The sequence below is a fragment of the Vagococcus sp. WN80Y genome (assembly GCF_059621045.1).
The window spans coordinates 23,956-45,552 of sequence record NZ_JCAQHY010000171.1 but is presented as its reverse complement, the minus strand read 5'-3'; the positions used below and the strand labels follow the sequence as shown (position 1 = coordinate 45,552).

Genomic DNA, 21,597 nt, shown 5'->3' with positions numbered 1-21,597 from the left:
TGTTTAGGATAACGAAGAGCCTTAACTTTAGTTGTTTAGAAGTTTAGGACAACGAAGTGAAGCGTAGTCAGCGACTTTTGGAACGCGTTTGTTGCATAATATACGTGAAATAAAATGAGAGTGAGGCCCTTGTCCCACCATCGCCCTGTTAGATTTTAAAAAAGTTTTGTTAGGGTTTGTTGGTATAGGTATATAATAACGTGTAGCTATGAAAATGTTGTGACCAATAATCAAGAGTAATATGAAGAATTTATTATGAAAAAAATAGCTGAATGCCTAATCAACCTGAATTGATTTAAAATATTCAGAATAACTAATTGCCAAGTTAGTAGAATCAAGTTGCATAAAAATTGTGATAGCCATCTCCACTTTTTTCTTTCCTTCGTTATGCTCTCCTTTTTTGTATTGATAAAGACCTTCACAGTATAGCAAGACATTTTTTTCATAAAGTAGTGTTTCAGAGTTAATTAAATACTTCGCATCTTTTTGAAATTTAACACTCGACTCTAAATGATCTTGCATTAAGCAAACAATAATTGTGTTGAGTAATGTTTGAATAATGAGTGTTCGATGATTGGTATTATTTTGAGAATAACCTGTTTTTCTTATTAATTCATTTGACAAAAGAATCATTGCATCTAGTTTAATGGCAGACAAAGAATTACCATATAAAATAAGCTCATAATAAGTCCAGTCTTCAATTGAAAAAAGGTAGTCGGTTAATGCTTCAATATCATTTTCTGATGTATAGTGTGTGTCATTCAAATCATCATTAACAATCGACAGCATCGTATAATTATATCGATGATGTTGATTATTACTTTTTTTCCATGCTTCCAACTCATTAGCTACAATGGAGGCAACTTTAGCTGTATTTCTATTGTAGTAATTATCTTTAATTAAATCTATTAGTTTATCAAGAGAAGTTTTTTCATAGTTATTAACTAACATTTCAAATTCTCCGAGGGTAACATTAATTCGTTCGAGTATTTTAACGAACTTAGAAACCGTAATTTCACATAAACCTCTCTCAAATTTGGATAGTAAAGAGACAGACATAATACCTGTTGAGGTTTCTGCAATCGTTAATTTCTTCTCTAGTCTGAGGATTTTAAAGTACTCACCATAATTCATAATTTCACCTCCAATTTTCATATATGAAAAAAAGTGCTACTTTCTTATATTATATAATACTATTACTAATATAGAGAGTATTTTTTTGAAAGGAGGTTTTTTCATGTTGGTTTTATTAGGAACATCTTTAATTGTTGCTACAGGCGGAATTTTAGTAATAATTGGTGGCTAATTAATTAGATTGTATCTTAAGATACTGTATGAAAAGCAAAATTAGTGTCTCTCATCGAGTCACTAATTTTGTTTTTCTCTATATCCACAGCTAAAAACGTGATAACGATGATAAAAAATCTGGGAAGTGATAGTATGTCACATATGATGAATTGGCAACAATTATTGACTGATGCACGTTATAACACTAACAATATCATCCATTTGCGCCCAGAAAGTGCGTACAACATGGACTCAGTAAAAATTATAAAAACCAAAGAATTTCAACAATTAGGTGAGAAGACGCATCGATTTCCAATTGATTTTTGGGAATTGACTCGTACAAGTATGACACATTCTTTGGAGGTTTCTTATACAGCGAAGATGATTGTTCATAAATTTGGCGAACGGTCCACACGAAAAGACATATCGAGAAATCAGCTAGCTAAAATGTCAGCAATAGTTAGTGCATCAGCTTTACTACATGAGGTGGGAATGCCGTGTTTTGGTTACGTTGGTGAACGTGTCATTAGGGAGTGGTTCAAAGAAAATTTATCTAAGTTAACAGTGAAGGATAAAAAAGTAATAGATTTGCTAAGTGTAGAGCAGCGCTATGATTTGGAGCACCTCAATGCGCGATCTCAAACTTTCAGGAGAGTTAGTAAGATGCATGATGAAGCTAGTCTGACCAAATTGAATTTGACTTATCCTATTCTAAACACGATTTTACCATATCCAGTTAAATTTTATAGAGAAAACAAGCCTCATAAGTTAGGCTATTATCAAAGCGAGTCACAATTTTATCAACAAGTTGTTCAAAAAGTGAATACCTTGGCGATGCCACATCCACTCGCATTGATTTTAGACGCGGCGATTGATTTAGTTGAAGTGGTTTCGATAATAAAGGAAGCAGTGGAAAGTGAATTAGTTAGTAGTTTAGATTTGCTCAATTATTTACAAAAATTTGTAAATGAGCTGGATTTAAGTTATGGTCAGCTGTCTCAAGTAAGAGAATTTTTAGGCTGGAAGGGGCAGGAGATTAGTAAGAGAATTCAGGAAGAATCGATCTTTTGCTTATGGTTAGAGGAATTGAGGTTACGCTTAACTAACACAGTGGCAACCTCTTTTAGTCAAAATTACCGTCAAATAATGATGGGAACTTATCCTCAGGATTTATTTTTTGAGACAGATATTGAGCCGTTAATGCGAGGATTACAATCTTTTAAAGTGGAAAGAATACTAAAACATCAGCAATTAATGGCCTCAGAAACAACGAGTGTTACCATTATGACCAAGCTTTTAGAGGGATTTGTATCATCGATTATTAATCTTAATCAACGGAAAATAAGCGAAAAAGGGACCAACCTCTGGCCGATAGATTCTCAATCTAAAGAGGTATCAAATATGGCTGAAGGAGATAGGTTGTATTACCTACTATTGCAGTTAGTAGATACGTTGTCTGATTTAACTGATGAAGCAGCTTTGACCTTATATGAAAAGCAAGGGGAAATGATTCAAAACTAAAAGAATAGCCCTCAGTTGGAGAACTGAGGGCTAAAGGAGATTTTTTATTTACTTTGGAGGAGTAAATAATGAAAAAGTTTTGTTAGGGTTGTTTGTTGGTATACATATATAATAACTTGCAAATGTGAAATTGCTGTGAACAATGAGTAACGATAGTTGGAAGAAAGGATTAAGGAAATTGAAAGAAGGAAATCGAGCAATTTATTTTTTCTTATAACCTCTTCATTCCTTATGTGGTGGATGTTCTTTTGTGTGCGATTTAAAAACAAACGAAAAAATTGCAAAAAAGGAAACGAGACTTGTGACCAAAGTAAAGGAATCTGCATTGAGTGATCCAGCTAGTAGTAGGGTTGGAAATAGAGCAATCGTCAATTTTTCTAAAAAAAGAGTGTAGCGCTCAATTTCTAAGGAACTAATTGGTAGAGCAAGGCTAATTAAAAAAATGATAAGTGTAAATAATAGCCATGTCACAAATAAGATGAGCAGTAGAAAGAAACCGAAAACAAACAGTTCCTTAAAATTTATCTGAATTAATTCTAACAAAACAGATTCATTCGAAACATTTTTAATAAATAAATCCAATACTCTGATTAGTAAAAAAAGTAAAAAGGCGGTTAAAGCAAAAATAAAGATCATGTGACTGATTAAGCGACTAGCTTTGCTAAGTTTTTTAGGCAATGTAATCCCTCCTCACCTCCATACTAAGCCATCAATTAGAAAAAGGCAAAGAAGTAAGTGGAATAAGTAATCCTTCTATCAAATTAAACCAATCAGAAGAGAACTACTCAAACTGCTTTAAGAGCTGATAAAGTTCTTTTTCGGAGTTACAGCTCATCAAACGCTGATGATTTGCAGGCTTGTTAACAAATTCGTAAAAATGAAGTAATGCTTCTTGGTGCGATTTATTGTCTTTAGGCGCAATTAGTAATAGAAGAGTTGCCTTTAAGTCATCAGCAAATGTTACGCCATGAGAAAGTCGGAGTAAGCTCATGCTCAATTGATTGACACCATCCGTTGGTGCGGCGTGAGGAATGGCTATTTTAGGCGCAATGATAAAGTAGGGATAATCGGGATTATATTGCGCAATAATAGTATCAAGATAGCGCTGTTCAATTGTTCCTTTTTTCAAAAGAGGCTCACCTAAAGCGTAGATAGCTTCATCAAACGTGAAAGTTCGAGAGCTGAATTTGATATCTTCAAGAGTTAAAATCTCTGTTAGACGTAAGCTGTTTGTCGCAACGGCAGTCGGGGCATTACTGAGTAAATAGGCTGAAAGTTCTTTTTTTAGTAATTGATAATCTTTAACTATGGCGTTGTTACCAATCAGCTCAAGGACTTCTGATATGTCAATGACTGATTGATCGTATCCGTTGATGTACTGATAAACATTCCGTTGAAGAACTTCTTTATCCGTTCGGTTAAGTAATTGCTTAATGATGAAAAGTTTTTTATCAGTAGCCACATAGATTGTTGAAAAAATCAAATCGATGGCTAATTCATCGGAAGCAAGTTGTTCATACTCTTTAAGGGACATGCTTTGAACAAATTCAATCGTAGGAAATAAGTGTATTAAATTTTTGTAAAGTAAGCGTGAGACGGCCATTCCACTTTTACAAATAACAATTGCTCGGTAATGTTTTTCCTGTCGTTCTTCCTTTTTTTGGATGAAGCTTTGGAAAAGTAAGACCACGTACATTGTTTCGGTGTAATTGAATTTAATTTTATAAAATGTTTCAATCGGCTTGAGAGCAGCCTTTACTTGCTGATAAATATTTTGATATTCTTTTGAAAAATGAATCATTTGAGAGTCTTCATAAGGAATTCCGTATTTTAGTCGATAAATGGCTGGTGCAATATGCTGACTCAACAGGGCGTTTAACTGTTGGTGTTTTTCGATGATGATGGCCATACTTTTTTCGAAGATAGCGATAACTTCTTCTATAAGCTTTGTTAGGCGGCTGTCACCTTTGAGTTTACTAGAAATAACATTGGCGCTTAAGATATGGATGGAAATAAAGGGAAAGTCAGTGGGATGGCTGACTAGTTGAGTCTTCTTAAGCTGTGTAGAAATAAAGCTATAGTCTTCCTTTGTAATGATACTTTCAAGTTCTTGGTTGTCATCAGCGCTAATTGATTGGCGGGAGCTTCGTCGATTGTTCAGAATAATTAATAGAGTTAAAAATTGCTCATAGACATCTGAAAACTTACTTTGGATGGCTTCTTGAAATTCAGTCATTTTAGTTAAGGTTACTCGATAAACGCTTACATCAATAGCTAATAAAGTAAGCAGAGAAGTCAAACTAAATTCATGTTTAACTAGATTCATCAAAGAGCGTGCAACAGCTGTTCGGATTGCTAATTCTGTACCAATGAAAGAATACCCATTTTTTCGAGAGTTACTACAGGAGAGTTGTTGCTCGCTGAAAGTTTGCTTTAATTTAGTGAGATCTGTGATGATGGTATTTTTACTTGCATTTAAGCGAGTAGCTAAAGACGTTAAGCTAGTATCTTTTAAGCTGAAAAGCAAAATAGGCAGCAAGACGCTGCGTTCTTTTTTATTAAAGTAGGGCTGTTGGTCAGCCTCAGTTTGTTTAAACAAATGATTCAATTGACTAAGTGTTAAATCTGCTGATAAGTAGTGATGATTTCGAGTTAAAGGGGCTATTTTAGCCCCCTCTAAAAACTTATTAACTTGGGTTAATTGATACTCAAGTTGTGAGCGATTTAAGTGTAATTTTAACTCTAATTCAGTTAAGCTAATATTGGGATTGCTAATAATTTCTATTAGTACGTCATAAAATAATTGTTTCATCACACTCACCTCCCAAAAGATTATTTAATAAGCATGTCACTAAAGCCAGAGTTTAAGTAGTCATTGATGACCTCAACGAGTAGATAGGGTGACCCGGGAATTGCATCAAAGGTGTCACCGGCGATATGTGTAGTTAAGGTAATGTTATCTAGCTGTACCAAAGGATCATCTAGAGTTAAAGGTTCTTTCCAAACCACATCTAGCGCGGCTCCAGCGATTGAGCCCGTTGCTAAAGCTTCTATCAGAGCAGCTTCCTCCATAATTTCTGCTCGCGCCGTATTAATAATATAGGCGCTTTTTTTCATTAGACTGATTTTTTCTTTATTAATCAAATGCCGTGTACTATCAGAAACGCGCATATGTAGAGAGATAATATCTGCTTGCTGGCATAAATCATTCAGGGAGACAGATTGACAATTTAGACCTTCCGTCGCGAGTTTCTCCGCCGAGACATATGGATCATGTACTAAAACCTTAACTCCCAGACCTGTCAATTTTTTGATAACGAGCTTTCCAATATAGCCAGCACCAACAATTCCGACCACTTGATTTTTCAAGGTTGTTTTGTAAGGATTATTGCTAAATTCCTTGCGCCACATCCCCTCTTTGATGGCGTAATTTGCGCGGGCTATGTTACGTGTTTCTGCTAACATTAGTCCAATCGTAAATTCGGCTACAGGTTCAGCATTGCGAATCACATGGATGAGGGGAAGCTCAGCTGTGCGTATGGCATCGAGATTGACATTTTCGAGACCGCCACGGCATGTTCCCACTAATTTTAGTTGTGAGCCTGCTTTAATCATTGCCTCTGAGACAGGAGCGTAGTGGCATAAAAGATAGTCCGTATCTGCTAATTCTTCTAAAATACCTGCTGGAAGTGTGACAGCTTCTGGTCCATGCTGCTCAATTTGTTGAATTTTTTCTTGGAATTCGTCTTTACTTAATGTGGAGTGCCATTCAAATGGCACAATGTGATCAATAGACTCCTCGACATTTAATTGTTTTACGGCCTTGATTAATGTTTCACTAGCGACTAATGGGTCGCCAATAACAATTGCTTTCATAAAATAACCTCCTTATGTCATAGCTTTTGAATTTGGTGTAGCATCTTTAGTATTCGTTGTAGCAGTTCGTTCCATGCAATCAACTATTTGTTGTTTCCGTGATTTAATAATTACGAAACAAATGACATAACCGATTACAGTAAGTCCAATGTAAAGTGGATTTTGAGTTAGGAAGATTAAGAACAGTATTCCTAAGAAGAAATTGCCTAGTACCACAAAACTTGCGATAAGTAGGGTGCCATCAGGAATTGCAACGCCAACGCTTTTTGCTACCTCAGTAAAGGTAGGGGCAACCGCGGTAATGATGTAGAGATTCATTACTAATAAAACTAAACTTGAAATTAATGATTTAAAGATATTACCATTTGAAATGGCAATAATGGGCTGAATAATATAGGGGATTGCGATTAAGTCAACCATCGGCAATGCCTGATTTCCCGGCAGAATGATGGCGAGAATAAGAATAAGTGGAATTAATAATAAACCAGTAATTAAGGTTGCAGGCTCACCGTAACCAGCGGCATCATTGATAGCTAAATACCACTCACGATCCTTCCCAGAGGCCTTAGCGGACTTACGTGAGGCATCTGTGATACTGGTAAAAGCTGAGGCGAAGATTCCTGCGATTCTTGGAAAGATAGCCATAATCGCTGCGGTTGAAACGCCCATCGTTGCTATTTCTCCCCATGCTGCTAATTCATTCAAGCGCATGAAATTACCAGCCAATCCGATTAATAATCCAAGAATAAAGCCAAGAGTTGATGGCTCACCTAAGAAACCGAGTCTCTTTTGAACATTTTCAGGATTCCAATTAATTTTGTTGACTCCAAGTTTATTAAGTAGCCAATCCATCAATAAGCCATAAGGGGTCTGTGTCACGTCATGTGGCGCAGAAATGGTTGTTCCAGGATAGCCATAATAAGTTCCCCAACGCTTGGCCAAAATTTCTGAGAACAGCAAAGTAAAAAGATTACATAACACCATCAATCCAATTGCTAAAACTAAATTTTTAGTGACGATGTAGAGCATAGAGCCCCACAGCATAAAAGAGTAATTATTCCATAGATCGGAAGGCATAAAGACATTAGTGAATTTACTGACAAATAAAATCAATTGTAACAATAGCCCCACGCCTAAGAAAATCATACCAACCTCAGTTGAATAGGCGACAACAGAGGTTGCTTGCCAACCAGTATCTAAAATCCGTAGATTAACACCAGTATTTTCGACCATCCGATTAACAACTGGCGTGACAATCGGGGTATAGGCACCGATTAACATATTAAACCCTATCAGCCCAATCCCAGCGTTTAATGCCGCAGTAAATGATTTTTTGAGACCTACTTTCATAAATAAAGCGATAATCAGAATGACAAAGGGCACAACAATTGACGCACCAAAGGCATCCATAATTTTACTCAGAATATCTAGCATAATAGCTCCTCCTTTTATTCCTCAAACTAGTGCTAATTAGTTGTTAGCTAACTGTTTCCCTGTTTCGATTAAAGCGTCAATAAATTCTTCTTCCCCCATCCCTGTTAATAATCCAACAGCATTCAAGGTTGGCATATCATATTTTCTAACCAAAGGGCTTGTATGGACTATTAGATCATATGAGCCAGAGTTAACTAATTCTTCTGCGCCACTTGGATTTACCTCAACTGTTGACGCGGTAACCCCATGTTCTGATAAGAGATCCTTTACCTTCGTCGCGATCATTGAGCTAGTGACGGTACCTGAGCCACAAACGGATATAATTTTTAGTGATTTCATTGGTTATTCCTCCTTTTTAGTTTGAAACGAGTTTAAGGTGCTACATAAGCTTGAAGCAAGTGAAACAGATCAGTCGCTTCATCAGATTGTTTGATTTTAGTCATTTTTTCTGTTTGACCAAACAAATTGACGAGTGATTTTAAAATCTCGAGTTGTAGATCACCTTGCTTAAAGCCGATTACAAAGATTAACGTCGGTTCAATCACTTTTTGTTCCTCAGCGTAGGTTCCCATTTCTCGAAAGGGAACGTTATCTTTAACTTTAATCACATAAATGAATGATTTCTTGACGTATTCTGGATCAGTATGGGGAATCGCCACTGCACCACTAGCAGTCATTAGACCAGTTGGATAGGCTTTTTCCCGTGCCATAATCTGGGGTAAAAACTCTTCGGTGACTAAATTTTGCTCTTTTAAGCGTCCAGCAATGTAAGAAAATAGAACCTCTTGCTGATTAATATCGACATTGATATCAATTAAATCAGGTGAAAATAATTCATTGATACTCATAGACACACCTCACTACCTACTATATTTGACTTTAGAAAACTACTTTTTTTGACCATAGGCTTTAAATTTTTCTAACATTAGGCTGACTTCATCATCTGATAGGATAACGGGTTCACCAACGCATTTTGCTTTGTAGTAAACCTCCGCCATGCGTTCGGTTTCTTCAGCAATTGAAAAAGCCTGTTCTAAACTATTTGAAACAGTCAGCAGGCCATGATTAGCAAGTAAGCAAGCATAGCGTCCTTTCATAGCCTCAAGTGACTGCTCGGCAAGCTCCCAAGTACCAAAAGAAGCATAATTAGCGCAGACAATGTCATTTCCACCCGCAATAGCAATGTAGTAATTAGCTGCGGGTAATGACCATCCAAGTGTGGCTAGAACTGTGCTGTAGATTGAGTGGGTATGCACAACAGAGGTGACATCATCCCGCTGTAGATAATAAATGCGGTGCATATCCAGTTCACTAGAAGGCTTACGAAAACTATCGATAGTGTCTCCAGCTAAGGTAGTCACAACCACGTCCTCAGGGGTTGTGTCGAAATAATCGATACCGCTTGGGCTGATCGCCATTAGATTCTCATCACGGTTGTAGATACTGATATTGCCACCTGTTCCAGTTGTTAACCCGCTTGTTATTAATTTTTTTCCATAGGTGACAATCAGTTCTCTTTCCTTTTGAAGTAACATGTTAATTCATCCTTTCTTTTAATATGACTTTAGTATAGAAGGTTCTTTCAATTTAAGGAATACGCTTTCAACACAATGTTACAAATGGATGAACAAAGTATTGGGATGAAGGGGTGTGGATTGTAAAATAATCTGGGGTAGCCCTTGACATTAACGCAGCGTTACCCTTTAAGATGGAATTATATGAAGGAAAAGGAGACGACTAATAATGGATATCAAGATATTAAACACAAATGATTTGTATGAGGAGCTAATTCAACTTGAGGAAGGACAGCGGCAAGCTTTTTTTACTGATAACTTTTTGCTGCCATTTGAAGAGATGTCCACTATCTTGAATTTGCCAACTAATCCAGAAGAACTAGGTTTATTGCCTTTAAGTGGATATGAAGAAGAAATGACCGAGATGCTTGATACATTACAAGGGGAAAATGTTTGGGAGGAGGCTGAAAGGACACTGCAGAAAGCGAGTCAACTTTTTGAGAACCAAGGAATTAGTGTGCCTGAAACTGTCAAAGTGGGGATATTTTTAGGAGATCCTAAGTATTTGGCGACTACTCAAGGGTACACAGGAATTGGCTCAGTGCCGGGATATATTCAGGTAATTATTGCCCCCAATGAGTATAATATACCGCGCTTAAATGCTTGTCTTGCTCATGAGTTTCATCATAACGTGTTATTTCACAATGCGAAGTGGGATTTTATGACAGAGGTGACAGTTGCTAAGTACTTAGCGGTAGAGGGATTGGCGGAAAGTTTTGCTGGGGAGTTATTTGGAGATCAGATGATTGGACCCTGGGTAACGGAAATTGATCAAGTAGATTTAGAGAAGGCAAAAAAGCTGATCAGTGCTAACTTAGGAGTGACTGGTTTCATGGCAGTTAGTCCCTACATTTATGGCGACAGCCCCTTTCTTCCTACTACAACTTCTATTGGTATGCCAATGAATGGTGGGTATGCTGTTGGCTATCAGGCAGTTCAGGCTTATTTGAAAAAAACAGGGAAAAGTGTCGTTGCGGTGACTCTTCAAAGTGGTGAAGACATCATGACAGACTCTGGGTATTTTGATTAACAAGTTATGAAATGGGAAAGAGTATGACTTGATGGCCGAAGAAAACGGTTCATCAAGTTTTTTTAGTGATAAGGAGTTCCTCCGTCCATTCAGTTGTAAGGAAGTAAAAGATTGTTTGAAATGCGATGTTCACTTATGGCATAATAAGTTAAAGGAGGAATAAAATGAATAATTTGGTAGCTTATTATCTAGCAAATTATCTATCCTTATGGGTAGTATTTGTTTGCTATTTTTACAATTTTTATACGGCATTGGAAGTGAAATTTTCGCATTGGCAACTTTGGGTGGGAGCCGCTATTTTGAGTTTAGTAGATTTTGTATGTTTTTTCATCTTTAGAAATGTCATGCTTGAAAAAATTTCTTTCATCTTAATTATCTTACTGATCGTTAGTCCGTTAATATGGAAAAAATCACACATTCCTTTTTTTAAGATAGTAAGTGTTTGTCTTTTATTAACTGGTCTACACTTATCATTTACGATATTAAGTGATGTTGTGAGCATATGGGCGATTAAATATGTCGGACAAGCCATTTTTAGGACAATTAGTGTCAAGCTTATTTTATTTATAATGAGCATTTATTGCGTTCAATTGGTAATGTGCCTGTTGTTAAATTTATTTTTACGTAGCAAACGAGGTCGCAGTATTATCGATCATCTGTTTCAAACTAAGGGAGTCAGCTGGATAACCTTTGTTAGCTCCATGTTGATGACGGCTATTTTAATTGGGTACTTTTTAAATTACTATGAAATTTTCTTTGAGAAAAACGAGGCAGTTGGCTTCCTATTAGTAGTCTATCTTTTTTTTGGCGCTATATTTGGTATTACATTAGCGGTAGTCAGCTATATTCGTTTGTATCAAGATAAATTAACTGTAGCAGAAGCGATGTTGGTTCAACAGCAATCCTATAATCGTGTGCTTGAGGATATCCAACAAGATGTGCGCCATTTTCAACATGATTATAAAAATATATTATCTAGCTTTTATCTTCAACTCAAAGAAGGAAAAATTGAAGAGGCTCAGGCTTTACTTGAAGAAAAATTTTTATCATTTGATAAAAATGTCAGCTATACGATCAAACAAATGGGCTTTTTAAATAATATTCAACAGATTGAAGTCAAAAGTTTGTTGTTGACGAAGATGCTGCAGATGGAACAGAAAAAAATAAAATTCCAAGTGGAGGTGGTGAACTCTATTTCAGAATTTCATATTGAAACGGAAGATCTTGTGCGCTGTTTAGGGATTCTCTTAGACAATGCCATGGAGGAGGAGACTTTGACAGACGAAAAGACAGTTCACTTTGTTGCTTATCGAGAAGGGGCAACAGTGACAGTCATGATAAAAAATCATTTAAAAGAAGAGAAAAAAGTGGCCGAAATTACTCAGGATGGGTATTCAACTAAAGGAGAAAACCGCGGAATTGGGTTAAGTAGCTATCAGAAGATACTAGCCAAGTATCCGAATGTGCTAAATAAAACAGTTGTCTCGGATAATCAATTTCAGCAAATATTAAAAATGCAAGTCAGCTAGGGGGAAATCAATGAAGAACATCTACATTTGTGACGATGAATTAATTTATCGTGAACAACTGGCTAGCCTGATTATGACAACTATTGATGAGCAGTCTTATCCTTTGATGATTGAGCTGAAGGCTAAGACAACTCAGGAATTACTGGAGAAGGACTTTGACTATTCAGAGAGTATCTATTTTTTAGATGTCAATATTATTGGATCGCCAATTAATGGATTTGAACTGGGCAAGAATATTAGGCGTCGTGATCCCCATGGGGTTATTATTTTTGTGACGACCTTTGAGGAATTAGCTTTTGAAACCTTTAAATATCGATTGGAAGCGATGGATTATATTGTCAAGGATCAACCAGAAAAAATAGCTAGTCGAATTGCAAGTTGTTTAGAAAGTATCATGGAGCGAGAAGAAGGCGAGTCAACAACTAAAAGCGAAGAGGAATTATTGACAGTTAAATTTGGCGATGAGTTACTTCGTCTGGTGATTGCCGATATAGTTTTTATCGAGACCTCAAATCGTAGTCATATGGTGGTTATTCACACGATGAATCAAGTCATTGAGGTTGCTGATAAGCTTCAAGAGTTGGAAGAGAAATTACCAGATCAATTTATCCGAAGTCATCGCTCCTTTTTAGTTAATCAGTCATATATCAAACGATACGATTTAAAGCGAAATATGATCGAATTAACCACGGGACAAATCTGTTTAGTCTCTCGACGCATGAAAAAAAGCTTAAAAGAAGTACTAGCCCTCCTCTAAACTTTTTTATTACCTTAGATGAGTGTTGTCCACTAGCCTGGCAGTTAGATTGGATGTCCCTCCTAAGATAATCAACTAAGAAACTATCATTAGTATAGAATAATTTAAGTGGAATTATTTTAATTTTGCCTAAATGGTCTTTTTATTGCTTAAATGGTTAACCAATTGTATAAAAAATAATCCTGATAGACTATTAGAGGATTCTTTTGAAATGGGGCGTTTTCTGTTAATAATGTAAAATCCAAGGCAATTCAGTAAGCATAATTTGCATAAATCCCCTAAAATAAAGAGGTCAACTAAATTTTAAGGGGAATAAAATGATGGAAAAAAAGCAAATTAAAATCGCCTACTGTCGCGTTAGCAGTACAGACGATCGGCAAAAGTTGGGATTAGCTGTTCAAACTGAGGCTTTAATGGGCTCAGATCATCTCTTTGTTGAAAAGCATAGTGGAGGTGATGATAATCGTAAGGAACTAACTAAAGCCCTTAGGCTCGCTAAAAGGTTGTCAAAGGATGAAATGAATCACGTCACAGTGTATGTCTACAAGTTAGACCGTCTTACACGTCGAATGAATACTCTTGTCACGATCATAGATGATTTGTCAAAGCATGATGTCAATCTAGTATCAATTTGTGAAAATGTAGAAATTAATACTTTGATGGGTCGCCTTATTTGTACTATTTTAGGCTTTACGGCGGAGTTGGAGTTGTCCAATATTAGTCAAAGAACTAAAGATGGTTTGCGAATTGCTAAGGAGCGAGGCGTTAAGCTTGGCAATCAAGGGTTAAATCCAAAAACTGAACAAAAGATTATCCAACTCTACCAAAATCTCGATTTGCCAATCAGACTCGTAGCAAAAAGATGTGGTGTCAGTGAAGCGACGGTATATAATGTTGCTAAAAGAAATAAGTTGTCCAGAAGAAAGCAATTATTTGAATCAATTTAATAAAAAATCTGTCGCCAAGTTATTATGACGAAGAAGAGTGATAACTTGAAGGAGAAACGTCAGTTAGATTAATTAAACCTTACCACTAGTGTAATTTGGCTGATTTGAAGTATCAGTGGTGAAGGGGAAGAGACCCTTAATAAAATATCCGAAATATGAAGTGAGTGTCACTAGTAGCCAGTAAGGAATCATTAGTTAGTTGACACTATCGCTATTTCTGATAAACTAAATGGTAAACGAATCAGAGAATAATCAACAAATGAGTTAGTTTTTATTTCGTATTTAGAGGACAGTACTTCCTACTGATATTGCTGGGGAAAAGAAGTGGGGGACAAAAAAACGGGTTCACTTTAAGTTCCAAAAATGGTATGATAGCAGTGTTAAAATAATTGTAGACCACTTATCAATCCAACGAACGTCTGGTAGAGAAGTTAAAAAAATAAAAGTTAATTAGGAAAGTCATTGATGCTATAGTGTTTGTCACTATGGTGTCAGTGACTTTTTTGCGTGATTCAGATTGTCTATTTATCGTTCGTTTGGTAGAGGTATTCGGATGTTTTGGCTATTATTGATAGAAATGAGTGTGAAAGGGGAGAGCAATGGCTTATTTGAAACGACTTTATTTGTTAATTCTAAGATTACTTCCTAAGTTAAGTAAACAAAAGTCGCTTGTTTATGTAATGAGCTTTTCATACAATGATGGCAAATTGATTCGTAGTTTAGCTGATAGATATCAAGAGGCTTTGGTGGTTTTTTATGTACCGAGAACCAGAGAATATGCAGAGGAATTGGCACAAGCTGGCATCCAAATTATACCCTATACTCCTTGGCAGCTTATAGTTAACAATCAAATTGCAGTATTGAAAAATGCTAAGTTGATCTTAGTAGATAATTATTTTTCAGAGCTCTCAATTCTAGAAAATAAACCACCTGTTATTCAGTTATGGCATGCGATTGGTGCCATTAAAACATTTGGCTGGAAGGATTCCCGGACTCGTTTAAGAAATGCGAGCGACAGACATAGATTTCAGAAGGTTTATAACCAGTTTACTGATATTTTGGTTGGTTCTAAGGTCATGGGAGATATAGTTCAACAAAGCTTCCAAGTCCCATCAGAGGTTATCCGGTACATTGGCCTTCCTAAAGCGGATAGTTTACAAGAAAAAGTATCTAAATCATCTGATTCAACGATTAGGCAAATTGTCTATGCTCCGACTTATCGTGAGAATCACCCACAATTATTGACAGTCTTAGAGGAGGCACTTAGCGTTTTTTCAAAGCTATTAGCCACGCGCATAATAATTAAATTACATCCAACCGTGTCATTTCCGCAATTGGTATTACCAGACAATAGTGAGATTACTTCTACTCCTTTAGAGCAACTTTTTGAAGCAACTGATTTGTTGATAACTGATTATTCGGCGAGTGTGTTTGATTTTCTGTTATCTAAAGAAAACCCTCAGATCATTTTTTTTATGCCAGATAAAGCACAATATGAAAAGCAACCGGGGATTGAGCTCAGTTTTTGGAGAACTGCGCCTGGGCCGATAACTACCACTAGAGAAGAGTTGGAAGCGGCTCTTAAAGAAAAAAAATATCTAAATTACGAAGAAAAATGCCGTGAGTTTAACTCACGATGGAATGATTATAACGATGGTAAGGCGCTATCAAGGGTGTTGGAACTGGTTCAGGTTAGAATGGGAGATTAATATGAAAACAGAGTACCTAGCTGGATTGCCAGTGGATGTCTTGAGTCACGGAGAGATTGTTGCAGACCTACCAAGATATCTAGCTGAAAAGAAGAAGATGATTATAACCAGTGTCAACCCTCAGATTACGATGCAAGCGTATGAACATAAAGAGGTTTTTCAGTATATCCACCGAGCGACTCATCGCATTGCTGATGGTGTTGGCGTCGTAAAGCTATCAAAGTGGACAGGGGGAAATATTCGTCAACGTATTACGGGGATTGATGTCATGGAAAATTGTTTGGCCTTTGCGGATCAACATGAGTGTCGGATCTTTCTTTATGGTGCGCAAAAAGAAGTTGTTGAAAAAGCTGAAAAGAATATTAACAAGAAGTACCCTAACTTGATAGTAGCAGGACATTTGCATGGGTATACAAGCAAAAATGATGCACGAATTGTTGCGCAAATCAATCAAGCCAAGCCGGACTTTCTATTTGTTGCACTCGGGTCTCCAAAACAAGAGATTTTTCTTGAAAAGAATCTTGAGCAATTAATTGCCACCATTTTTCTAGATGTTGGTGGAACATTTGACGTTCTATCAGGCATGGTTAATCGGGCGCCAGATTTTTTTATTAAGCATAATATTGAGTGGCTTTACCGCTCAATTAAATATAAGCGGTATGAGCGTCTGTTACAGATTCCACAGTATATCTTGAAAGTACTAAAATTTAAGCGACAAAAATGATAGAAATTGAAAAAGGTGAAGAAATGAAACGAATAATCACATATGGGACCTATGATTTATTGCATTATGGGCACATCAATATCTTGAGACGAGCGAGAGAGATGGGAGATTATCTCATTGTCGCTTTATCGACAGATGAATTCAATTGGGACAGTAAACAAAAGAAATGTTATTTTACCTACGAACAAAGAAAAGAATTACTAGAATCTCTTCGTTTTGTGGATTTGGTTATACCAGAAAAAAATTGGGAACAAAAAGTAACCGATATTGAAATGTATCAAATAGATACGTTCGTAATGGGGGATGATTGGACAGGTAAGTTTGATTTTCTTCAAGAAGAAACGACGGCTGATGTTCTTTATTTACCACGGACACCAGAAATTTCAACGACAAAAATTAAGCAAGAACTGACTAATCATACAAGGGAAGTTACTAAATGAAGATTTCAATACTAGGATTCAATTTATTTGCTCCAGGTGGAACGACTCAAAGTAATCTCAATCTTATTCATGAATTTTTGGATTTTGGTCATGAAATTACGTATTACAATTTTGCCGAATATAGTCGAATGGATGTTATTACCCTGCAATACAATGATGAGCGAATGAAAAAAGTCACGTTTCATCCAGTTACTAAGCTGACAGAAGAGGAGACGGAGCCAGCAGATTATTACTATATTACCAGAGAATCATTTTTTCCACTGGCAAAGATTTTGCGTTCTAAGTTTCCAAAATCGCAGATTATTGGTGAAATACATGCCCCTTTAGCTTTAATTCAGACTGATTTCACGCCTTATTTGCCTTATTTTTCTTATATTCGCGTTGCGACTGAATCAATCAGACAAGCATTCATTGAACGTTTTGAATTTGACCGGGTTTTTACTCAAAAGGTCAGTTTGTATCATATTGAGCCTGCTAAAGAAGTAAGGTCAGCACCAACCAAAAATTTATTAATCTTTTCACGGTTTTCTGAGGATCAAAAGGATATTTCATATGCTATTCGCTTAATGGACTATATCGTCAATTATTTAAAACAGACTGACATTTATCTTTATATTAACGGCTATGGAATTGGAGAAGTTCTTTATAAAAACCTAATTGGCTATTATGAGATTCAAAAGAATGTTTTTATTAATAAACCAGTGCCGTCAGAATATATTTACCTGTCTACCGCTCGTTGTGAAACACTGGGTTACTCAATTATGGAGTCAATTTCAAAGGGGCATCCTGCTCTTTTGTATGCAGGTGACGATAACGTGGTGAAAGAGATTTATCATGAGTTTAAGACGGTTAAATGGATTACTAAAAATCTTCAAATCGATGGTCAAGTACTACTTCATTTAACTAAGAGGCAACCTGTTCAAAAGGAGTTCGATCATGATAAGGAACTGCTGATGACTATGAAGAGGGGATATGTAACTAACTTTCTATTTCATACAAAAGACAAATTGGTTTTTAATGACAAGCAAATCAGAGGCTTAAGCTCGCAAGAAACTGATGAGTTGATGAAAGGGATGATGGTCAAAATAATTAAGGATGATTTACGAAAATATCGGTTGATGTATTACTCATTAAAAGAGTGGCCAGTGATAGGTGCAGTAGTAAAATCTGAATTTGTCAGAACGAACTCAAAGAAATTTATTGAGACTATGTTGCTACATACTAAAAAGAATAGCGATCATACGATGGCCCTTCGTTCAGATTTTTATTTTATTGAATCATTCCATGGTAAGAATTTCTCGGGAGATCCTAAGCATTTAGCAATAGCCATTAAGCGACAAGAACCAAACAGTACGTTCTTTGTCAGCTCTGTTAACCAGTTAGTAGATATGGAAGTACGCTCTTATGGGTTTATACCAGTGCGAACAGGATCAAAGGAGTATCTGGCGAGTTTTGCGGAGTGTCAATATGTTATTGTAAATGGTAATACACTTGATTCTGCAGGGAAAAGAAACGGTCAGATTGTAATACAGACATGGCATGGTTTACCTTTAAAGAAAATGGTAAATGACTTGGAAAATAAGGAAGAACGAGAAAAAGAAGCTGAGGCTTTTGCACCAAGAATGCAAAAATGGGATTACCTCATTACTTCAGGAGTCTATAATACTTCTCTTCTATCGTCAGCATTTGAACTTAAAAATAATCGGAAGTTAAAAGTGCTAGAAAATGGTGCACCGAGAAATGCTTACTTATTAACTAATGCTGATTCTCTTGAAGAAAAAGAACGAATTTATTGGAAGTATTTTAATCGACCATATGATCCTAGTAAGAAATTCATTCTATTTTGTCCAACATGGCGTAAGGGAAATAGAAAAAATGTGTCTGAAATCAATCTAAAAGAGGTCATCAAAGCACTTCCAGAAGATTATGAAATCATCGTCAAACTCCATCCGTTAGAAGGAAAACTGCGGAAGAAATATGCGTTTTTAGATGAACGAATTCACTGTTTTTACAATGAGTTAGTAGATATTCAGGAACTTTATATTATGTCAAATACACTTATTTCGGACTATTCCTCTGCTATTTTTGATTATGCGCATTTGAAACGAAAAATTATCGTACTACAGGAAGACGTACAAGAGTATCAGCAAGAAGTTGGATGGTATTTTGATATGGAAGAGGAATATCATTTACATGGGAAAGGTTATTCCTCTCAGGAATTAGTAGAACAATTATTGATGATAGACGAGTCAGAATGCTATCAATTAATCACTGAAAAATTACTGCAGGCCGATTCGGCCTCATCATCAGAAGCTATTTTAAAAACAATTTTTGCAAGGAGCTAAATTATCAATGAATGAAGAAAAAATAGATATAAACGAACAAATAGACGAGTTAACTATTGGAGAAATGACGCATAAAGAAGCTGTAGGTAAATACAACAAAAATGACAAGCTCATTGTAGATTTGAAATCGGATAAAAATATTATCTCTCTTGCGCGAAATGAAAAACATTATTATAACCTCTACATTGAGTTGTTGACTAATGATTACATGCTATACATGCATAAGGGGCAAAAATCGTATTTTATTAAACGGACTCAGTTAGAAACTATATGGCAAAGAAAAGATTTAATACGATATGGAGATTTATTTTATAATATTGAAGAGGTAGCGAAAGAAAAGGTTAATCGAATGGCACCAAATCGTTTGGTGGTTATTTTTTCATCAATGCCACCAGAGAAAGACTATGCATCACCTAATATTGGATTGAGATGCTTTACAAAAAATTTTCCATCGTTATCAAAGCATTTAGTAAAGGGGACTCGCATTATGCGAATTATGGATGCGAATTTATCACACGGTAGTCATTACATCAATACATTTAATTATGCAATGTTTGAAGAAGAGGTTCAAGGAGCTATTACGGAGGTCATGCAGCGCTACAGTATTGATAAAGAAGATGTTGTTCTATATGGAACATCAAAAGGTGGAACTGGAGCTTTATATCACGGCTTGTTGGGCGATTATAAAACAGTCTGTATTGATCCAATCTTGAGTTTAAGAGAATACAATGAACTGAATATGGACTCTCACTTCTTGAGTAACTTCAGAAATGAGAATCTAACGGATGCTTTACTTAATATGAAGCAAGAGTCATATTATAAAAAAATTATTTTAGGTTCGCCATATGTGCCTTTTAACTATGGCTTATACTCGCGATTATCTGAGAATCAACATGTAGAAATTTTCAATGTTTTTGATAACAATATCAAGAGCCATTTAGAAGTATCACCTAATAGTGTTGCCGAGCAAGTTACATTCATAAATACTCATTTATTAGAGTCTAAAAATTTCAAAAAAATGACTGAGGATTTGTATAAAGTTGTGACCGAAAACTATCCTAGTTTTACCTAAAAAATAGTCTAAGAGGAGTAGTATTTTGGAAAAAAGAACAAAAGTAAAAGCTCAATATATAACTAAAGAATACGATCTTTTGAAAAAAAAATCCGATAAATTAAAAAGCTTGTTTTCTATCTCCAAAAAAGATATTCCAAAATTCTGGGCATTAAAAGGTGTTTCTTTTGAGGTGAAAGATGGAGAAACTGTGGGGATTATCGGCATCAATGGTTCGGGAAAATCAACGCTTTCTAATATCTTGAGTGGCATAATACCTCCGACTTCTGGTGAACTTGAAATTAACGGGGAAACCTCTATTATTTCCATTGGAGCAGGCCTAAAAGGACCCTTGACGGGAATGGAAAACATTCAATTGAAATGCCTGATGATGGGGATGACCAATAAAGAGATAAAGGCATTATCAGCGGGAATTATTGAGTTTGCCGAGCTGGGGGATTTTATCAATCAGCCAGTTAAGAGCTATTCGAGCGGTATGAAAAGTCGTCTGGGCTTTGCAATTGCTGTCCATCAAAATCCAGATATTTTGATTATTGATGAAGCGTTGGCAGTTGGCGATGATACCTTTTATCAAAAATGCTTAAACAAGATGCTTGAATTTAAAGAACAGGGAAAGACCATTTTTTTTGTCAGTCACTCATTGGGTCAGGTAGAAACACTTTGTGAGAAAACGATTTGGATGCATTATGGTGATCTACAAATGTTTGGTCCAACTAAAGAGGTTATTGCAGAATACCGATCATTTAGTAATTGGTTTAAAGGCCTTACTAAGTTAGAACAGTCTAAGTATAAAAATGAAAAGGTCACCGCTCAAAAGACCTTCAATTTAGAAAAGTGTCGTAAACAAGCGATTGAGAAGGCCAATGGAAGTACTCTGTCGCGCAGTGACTTTAAGGATATTCAAAAGAATACAGAGCTCATCCCTATCGGCCAGAAGATGGGGAAAGGGACGAGAGGTCTATTGCTGATTTTAACGATCATGATGCTATTTTTTAGTCTAGTTAGTTTTCGCAACCGATCCGTTTCAAGTGTGTTAATGGAACCCTTTGATTACATTCTTAAAGATAAGGAGGAGGTTAAAACACCAGTCTTTAGAGCGAAGACCTCTAAAAGTAAACCCACTACTTCACCAGAATCCGAGGCTTCGGTTAGCTCTGATTCCAGTATACCTCCAGAAACAGCTGAAGCCTTACAAACAGAGACATACGTTGTACAAAGCGGAGACACACTTGACAGTATCGCAGTTAGATATCAGATAGCAATCGAGACATTACTTGAGGTGAACAATTTAGAATCTAGCATGATTGACGTGGGGCAGGTTTTGATCATTCCTCAAGGACAATGACAAAAGG

The 21,597-nt window shown here is 36.2% G+C and carries 19 protein-coding genes; 11 read left to right on the top strand and 8 right to left on the bottom strand.

What is annotated here, in order from left to right:
* Positions 1 to 276: 276 nt before the first annotated feature.
* Positions 277 to 1,134, bottom strand: coding sequence for an Rgg/GadR/MutR family transcriptional regulator (locus AC5KOD_RS18535; protein WP_496916079.1), 858 nt, complete (start codon positions 1,132 to 1,134; stop codon positions 277 to 279).
* A gap of 306 nt (positions 1,135 to 1,440) precedes the next feature.
* Here AC5KOD_RS18535 and AC5KOD_RS18530 point away from each other — a divergent pair, with 306 nt between their 5' ends.
* Positions 1,441 to 2,808, top strand: a complete 1,368-nt coding sequence (locus AC5KOD_RS18530; RefSeq protein ID WP_496916078.1) for a deoxyguanosinetriphosphate triphosphohydrolase family protein — start codon at positions 1,441 to 1,443, stop codon at positions 2,806 to 2,808.
* A 222-nt stretch (positions 2,809 to 3,030) separates the two neighbouring features.
* On the opposite strand, the gene AC5KOD_RS18525 is transcribed toward AC5KOD_RS18530, so the two are convergent.
* The 7 genes from AC5KOD_RS18525 to AC5KOD_RS18495 all read right to left on the bottom strand — a co-directional run bounded on the left by AC5KOD_RS18525 (position 3,031) and on the right by AC5KOD_RS18495 (position 9,653).
* The gene (locus AC5KOD_RS18525) at positions 3,031 to 3,486 is read right to left on the bottom strand and encodes a hypothetical protein (protein ID WP_496916077.1); all 456 of its coding nucleotides are present in this window, start codon (positions 3,484 to 3,486) and stop codon (positions 3,031 to 3,033) included.
* A 103-nt stretch (positions 3,487 to 3,589) separates the two neighbouring features.
* Positions 3,590 to 5,620, bottom strand: coding sequence for a BglG family transcription antiterminator (locus tag AC5KOD_RS18520; protein ID WP_496916076.1), 2,031 nt, complete (start codon positions 5,618 to 5,620; stop codon positions 3,590 to 3,592).
* A gap of 20 nt (positions 5,621 to 5,640) precedes the next feature.
* Positions 5,641 to 6,684 (bottom strand): 2-hydroxyacid dehydrogenase, encoded by a 1,044-nt coding sequence (locus AC5KOD_RS18515; RefSeq protein WP_496916075.1) that lies wholly within the window; start codon positions 6,682 to 6,684, stop codon positions 5,641 to 5,643.
* Between the two features lie 12 nt (positions 6,685 to 6,696).
* Positions 6,697 to 8,118: a PTS galactitol transporter subunit IIC gene (locus AC5KOD_RS18510; RefSeq protein ID WP_496916074.1), complete on the bottom strand. Its 1,422-nt coding sequence runs from the start codon at positions 8,116 to 8,118 to the stop codon at positions 6,697 to 6,699.
* 36 nt (positions 8,119 to 8,154) lie between these two features.
* Positions 8,155 to 8,457, bottom strand: coding sequence for a PTS sugar transporter subunit IIB (locus tag AC5KOD_RS18505; RefSeq protein ID WP_496916073.1), 303 nt, complete (start codon positions 8,455 to 8,457; stop codon positions 8,155 to 8,157).
* A 32-nt stretch (positions 8,458 to 8,489) separates the two neighbouring features.
* Positions 8,490 to 8,966, bottom strand: a complete 477-nt coding sequence (locus AC5KOD_RS18500) for a PTS sugar transporter subunit IIA (RefSeq protein ID WP_496916072.1) — start codon at positions 8,964 to 8,966, stop codon at positions 8,490 to 8,492.
* A gap of 39 nt (positions 8,967 to 9,005) precedes the next feature.
* Positions 9,006 to 9,653, bottom strand: coding sequence for an L-fuculose-phosphate aldolase (locus AC5KOD_RS18495; RefSeq protein WP_496916071.1), 648 nt, complete (start codon positions 9,651 to 9,653; stop codon positions 9,006 to 9,008).
* Positions 9,654 to 9,861: 208 nt separating this feature from the next.
* Between AC5KOD_RS18495 and AC5KOD_RS18490 the strand changes: the two genes are divergently transcribed.
* The 10 genes from AC5KOD_RS18490 (at position 9,862) to AC5KOD_RS18445 (ending at position 21,590) form a co-directional block, all read left to right on the top strand.
* Positions 9,862 to 10,722, top strand: coding sequence for a DUF2268 domain-containing putative Zn-dependent protease (locus AC5KOD_RS18490; protein ID WP_496916070.1), 861 nt, complete (start codon positions 9,862 to 9,864; stop codon positions 10,720 to 10,722).
* 164 nt (positions 10,723 to 10,886) lie between these two features.
* Complete coding sequence (locus tag AC5KOD_RS18485; RefSeq protein ID WP_496916069.1) at positions 10,887 to 12,251, top strand: sensor histidine kinase; 1,365 nt, start codon at positions 10,887 to 10,889, stop codon at positions 12,249 to 12,251.
* Between the two features lie 10 nt (positions 12,252 to 12,261).
* On the top strand, positions 12,262 to 13,008 hold the full coding sequence (locus AC5KOD_RS18480; protein WP_496916068.1) for a LytR/AlgR family response regulator transcription factor: 747 nt from the start codon (positions 12,262 to 12,264) through the stop codon (positions 13,006 to 13,008).
* A gap of 320 nt (positions 13,009 to 13,328) precedes the next feature.
* Entirely contained in the window at positions 13,329 to 13,955 is a 627-nt protein-coding gene (locus AC5KOD_RS18475; RefSeq protein ID WP_496916067.1) for a recombinase family protein, read from the top strand.
* 599 nt (positions 13,956 to 14,554) lie between these two features.
* The gene (locus AC5KOD_RS18470) at positions 14,555 to 15,664 is read left to right on the top strand and encodes a CDP-glycerol glycerophosphotransferase family protein (RefSeq protein ID WP_496916066.1); all 1,110 of its coding nucleotides are present in this window, start codon (positions 14,555 to 14,557) and stop codon (positions 15,662 to 15,664) included.
* Position 15,665: 1 nt separating this feature from the next.
* Complete coding sequence (locus AC5KOD_RS18465; RefSeq protein ID WP_496916065.1) at positions 15,666 to 16,388, top strand: WecB/TagA/CpsF family glycosyltransferase; 723 nt, start codon at positions 15,666 to 15,668, stop codon at positions 16,386 to 16,388.
* Positions 16,389 to 16,411: 23 nt separating this feature from the next.
* Positions 16,412 to 16,828 carry a glycerol-3-phosphate cytidylyltransferase gene (gene tagD, locus AC5KOD_RS18460; protein WP_496916064.1) on the top strand — a complete coding sequence of 139 codons (417 nt, stop codon included), beginning with the start codon at positions 16,412 to 16,414 and terminating at the stop codon, positions 16,826 to 16,828.
* Positions 16,825 to 19,173 carry a CDP-glycerol glycerophosphotransferase family protein gene (locus AC5KOD_RS18455; RefSeq protein ID WP_496916063.1) on the top strand — a complete coding sequence of 783 codons (2,349 nt, stop codon included), beginning with the start codon at positions 16,825 to 16,827 and terminating at the stop codon, positions 19,171 to 19,173. The genes tagD and AC5KOD_RS18455 overlap by 4 nt, the downstream gene beginning before the upstream one ends.
* Before the next feature lie 7 nt (positions 19,174 to 19,180).
* Complete coding sequence (locus AC5KOD_RS18450; RefSeq protein ID WP_496916062.1) at positions 19,181 to 20,245, top strand: XcbB/CpsF family capsular polysaccharide biosynthesis protein; 1,065 nt, start codon at positions 19,181 to 19,183, stop codon at positions 20,243 to 20,245.
* Between the two features lie 25 nt (positions 20,246 to 20,270).
* Positions 20,271 to 21,590 carry an ATP-binding cassette domain-containing protein gene (locus AC5KOD_RS18445; RefSeq protein WP_496916061.1) on the top strand — a complete coding sequence of 440 codons (1,320 nt, stop codon included), beginning with the start codon at positions 20,271 to 20,273 and terminating at the stop codon, positions 21,588 to 21,590.
* The last annotated feature ends 7 nt before the right edge of the window (positions 21,591 to 21,597 follow it).

What these genes read in the sequence shown, in the direction of transcription:
- AC5KOD_RS18535 (WP_496916079.1), bottom strand. Translation starts at nt 1,134, where the DNA reads ATGAATTATGGTGAGTACTTTAAAATCCTCAGACTAGAGAAGAAATTA.
- AC5KOD_RS18530 (WP_496916078.1), top strand. Translation starts at nt 1,441, where the DNA reads ATGTCACATATGATGAATTGGCAACAATTATTGACTGATGCACGTTAT.
- AC5KOD_RS18520 (WP_496916076.1), bottom strand. Translation starts at nt 5,620, where the DNA reads ATGAAACAATTATTTTATGACGTACTAATAGAAATTATTAGCAATCCC.
- AC5KOD_RS18515 (WP_496916075.1), bottom strand. Translation starts at nt 6,684, where the DNA reads ATGAAAGCAATTGTTATTGGCGACCCATTAGTCGCTAGTGAAACATTA.
- AC5KOD_RS18510 (WP_496916074.1), bottom strand. Translation starts at nt 8,118, where the DNA reads ATGCTAGATATTCTGAGTAAAATTATGGATGCCTTTGGTGCGTCAATT.
- AC5KOD_RS18505 (WP_496916073.1), bottom strand. Translation starts at nt 8,457, where the DNA reads ATGAAATCACTAAAAATTATATCCGTTTGTGGCTCAGGTACCGTCACT.
- AC5KOD_RS18500 (WP_496916072.1), bottom strand. Translation starts at nt 8,966, where the DNA reads ATGAGTATCAATGAATTATTTTCACCTGATTTAATTGATATCAATGTC.
- AC5KOD_RS18495 (WP_496916071.1), bottom strand. Translation starts at nt 9,653, where the DNA reads ATGTTACTTCAAAAGGAAAGAGAACTGATTGTCACCTATGGAAAAAAA.
- AC5KOD_RS18490 (WP_496916070.1), top strand. Translation starts at nt 9,862, where the DNA reads ATGGATATCAAGATATTAAACACAAATGATTTGTATGAGGAGCTAATT.
- AC5KOD_RS18485 (WP_496916069.1), top strand. Translation starts at nt 10,887, where the DNA reads ATGAATAATTTGGTAGCTTATTATCTAGCAAATTATCTATCCTTATGG.
- AC5KOD_RS18480 (WP_496916068.1), top strand. Translation starts at nt 12,262, where the DNA reads ATGAAGAACATCTACATTTGTGACGATGAATTAATTTATCGTGAACAA.
- AC5KOD_RS18475 (WP_496916067.1), top strand. Translation starts at nt 13,329, where the DNA reads ATGGAAAAAAAGCAAATTAAAATCGCCTACTGTCGCGTTAGCAGTACA.
- AC5KOD_RS18470 (WP_496916066.1), top strand. Translation starts at nt 14,555, where the DNA reads ATGGCTTATTTGAAACGACTTTATTTGTTAATTCTAAGATTACTTCCT.
- AC5KOD_RS18465 (WP_496916065.1), top strand. Translation starts at nt 15,666, where the DNA reads ATGAAAACAGAGTACCTAGCTGGATTGCCAGTGGATGTCTTGAGTCAC.
- tagD (WP_496916064.1), top strand. Translation starts at nt 16,412, where the DNA reads ATGAAACGAATAATCACATATGGGACCTATGATTTATTGCATTATGGG.
- AC5KOD_RS18455 (WP_496916063.1), top strand. Translation starts at nt 16,825, where the DNA reads ATGAAGATTTCAATACTAGGATTCAATTTATTTGCTCCAGGTGGAACG.
- AC5KOD_RS18450 (WP_496916062.1), top strand. Translation starts at nt 19,181, where the DNA reads ATGAATGAAGAAAAAATAGATATAAACGAACAAATAGACGAGTTAACT.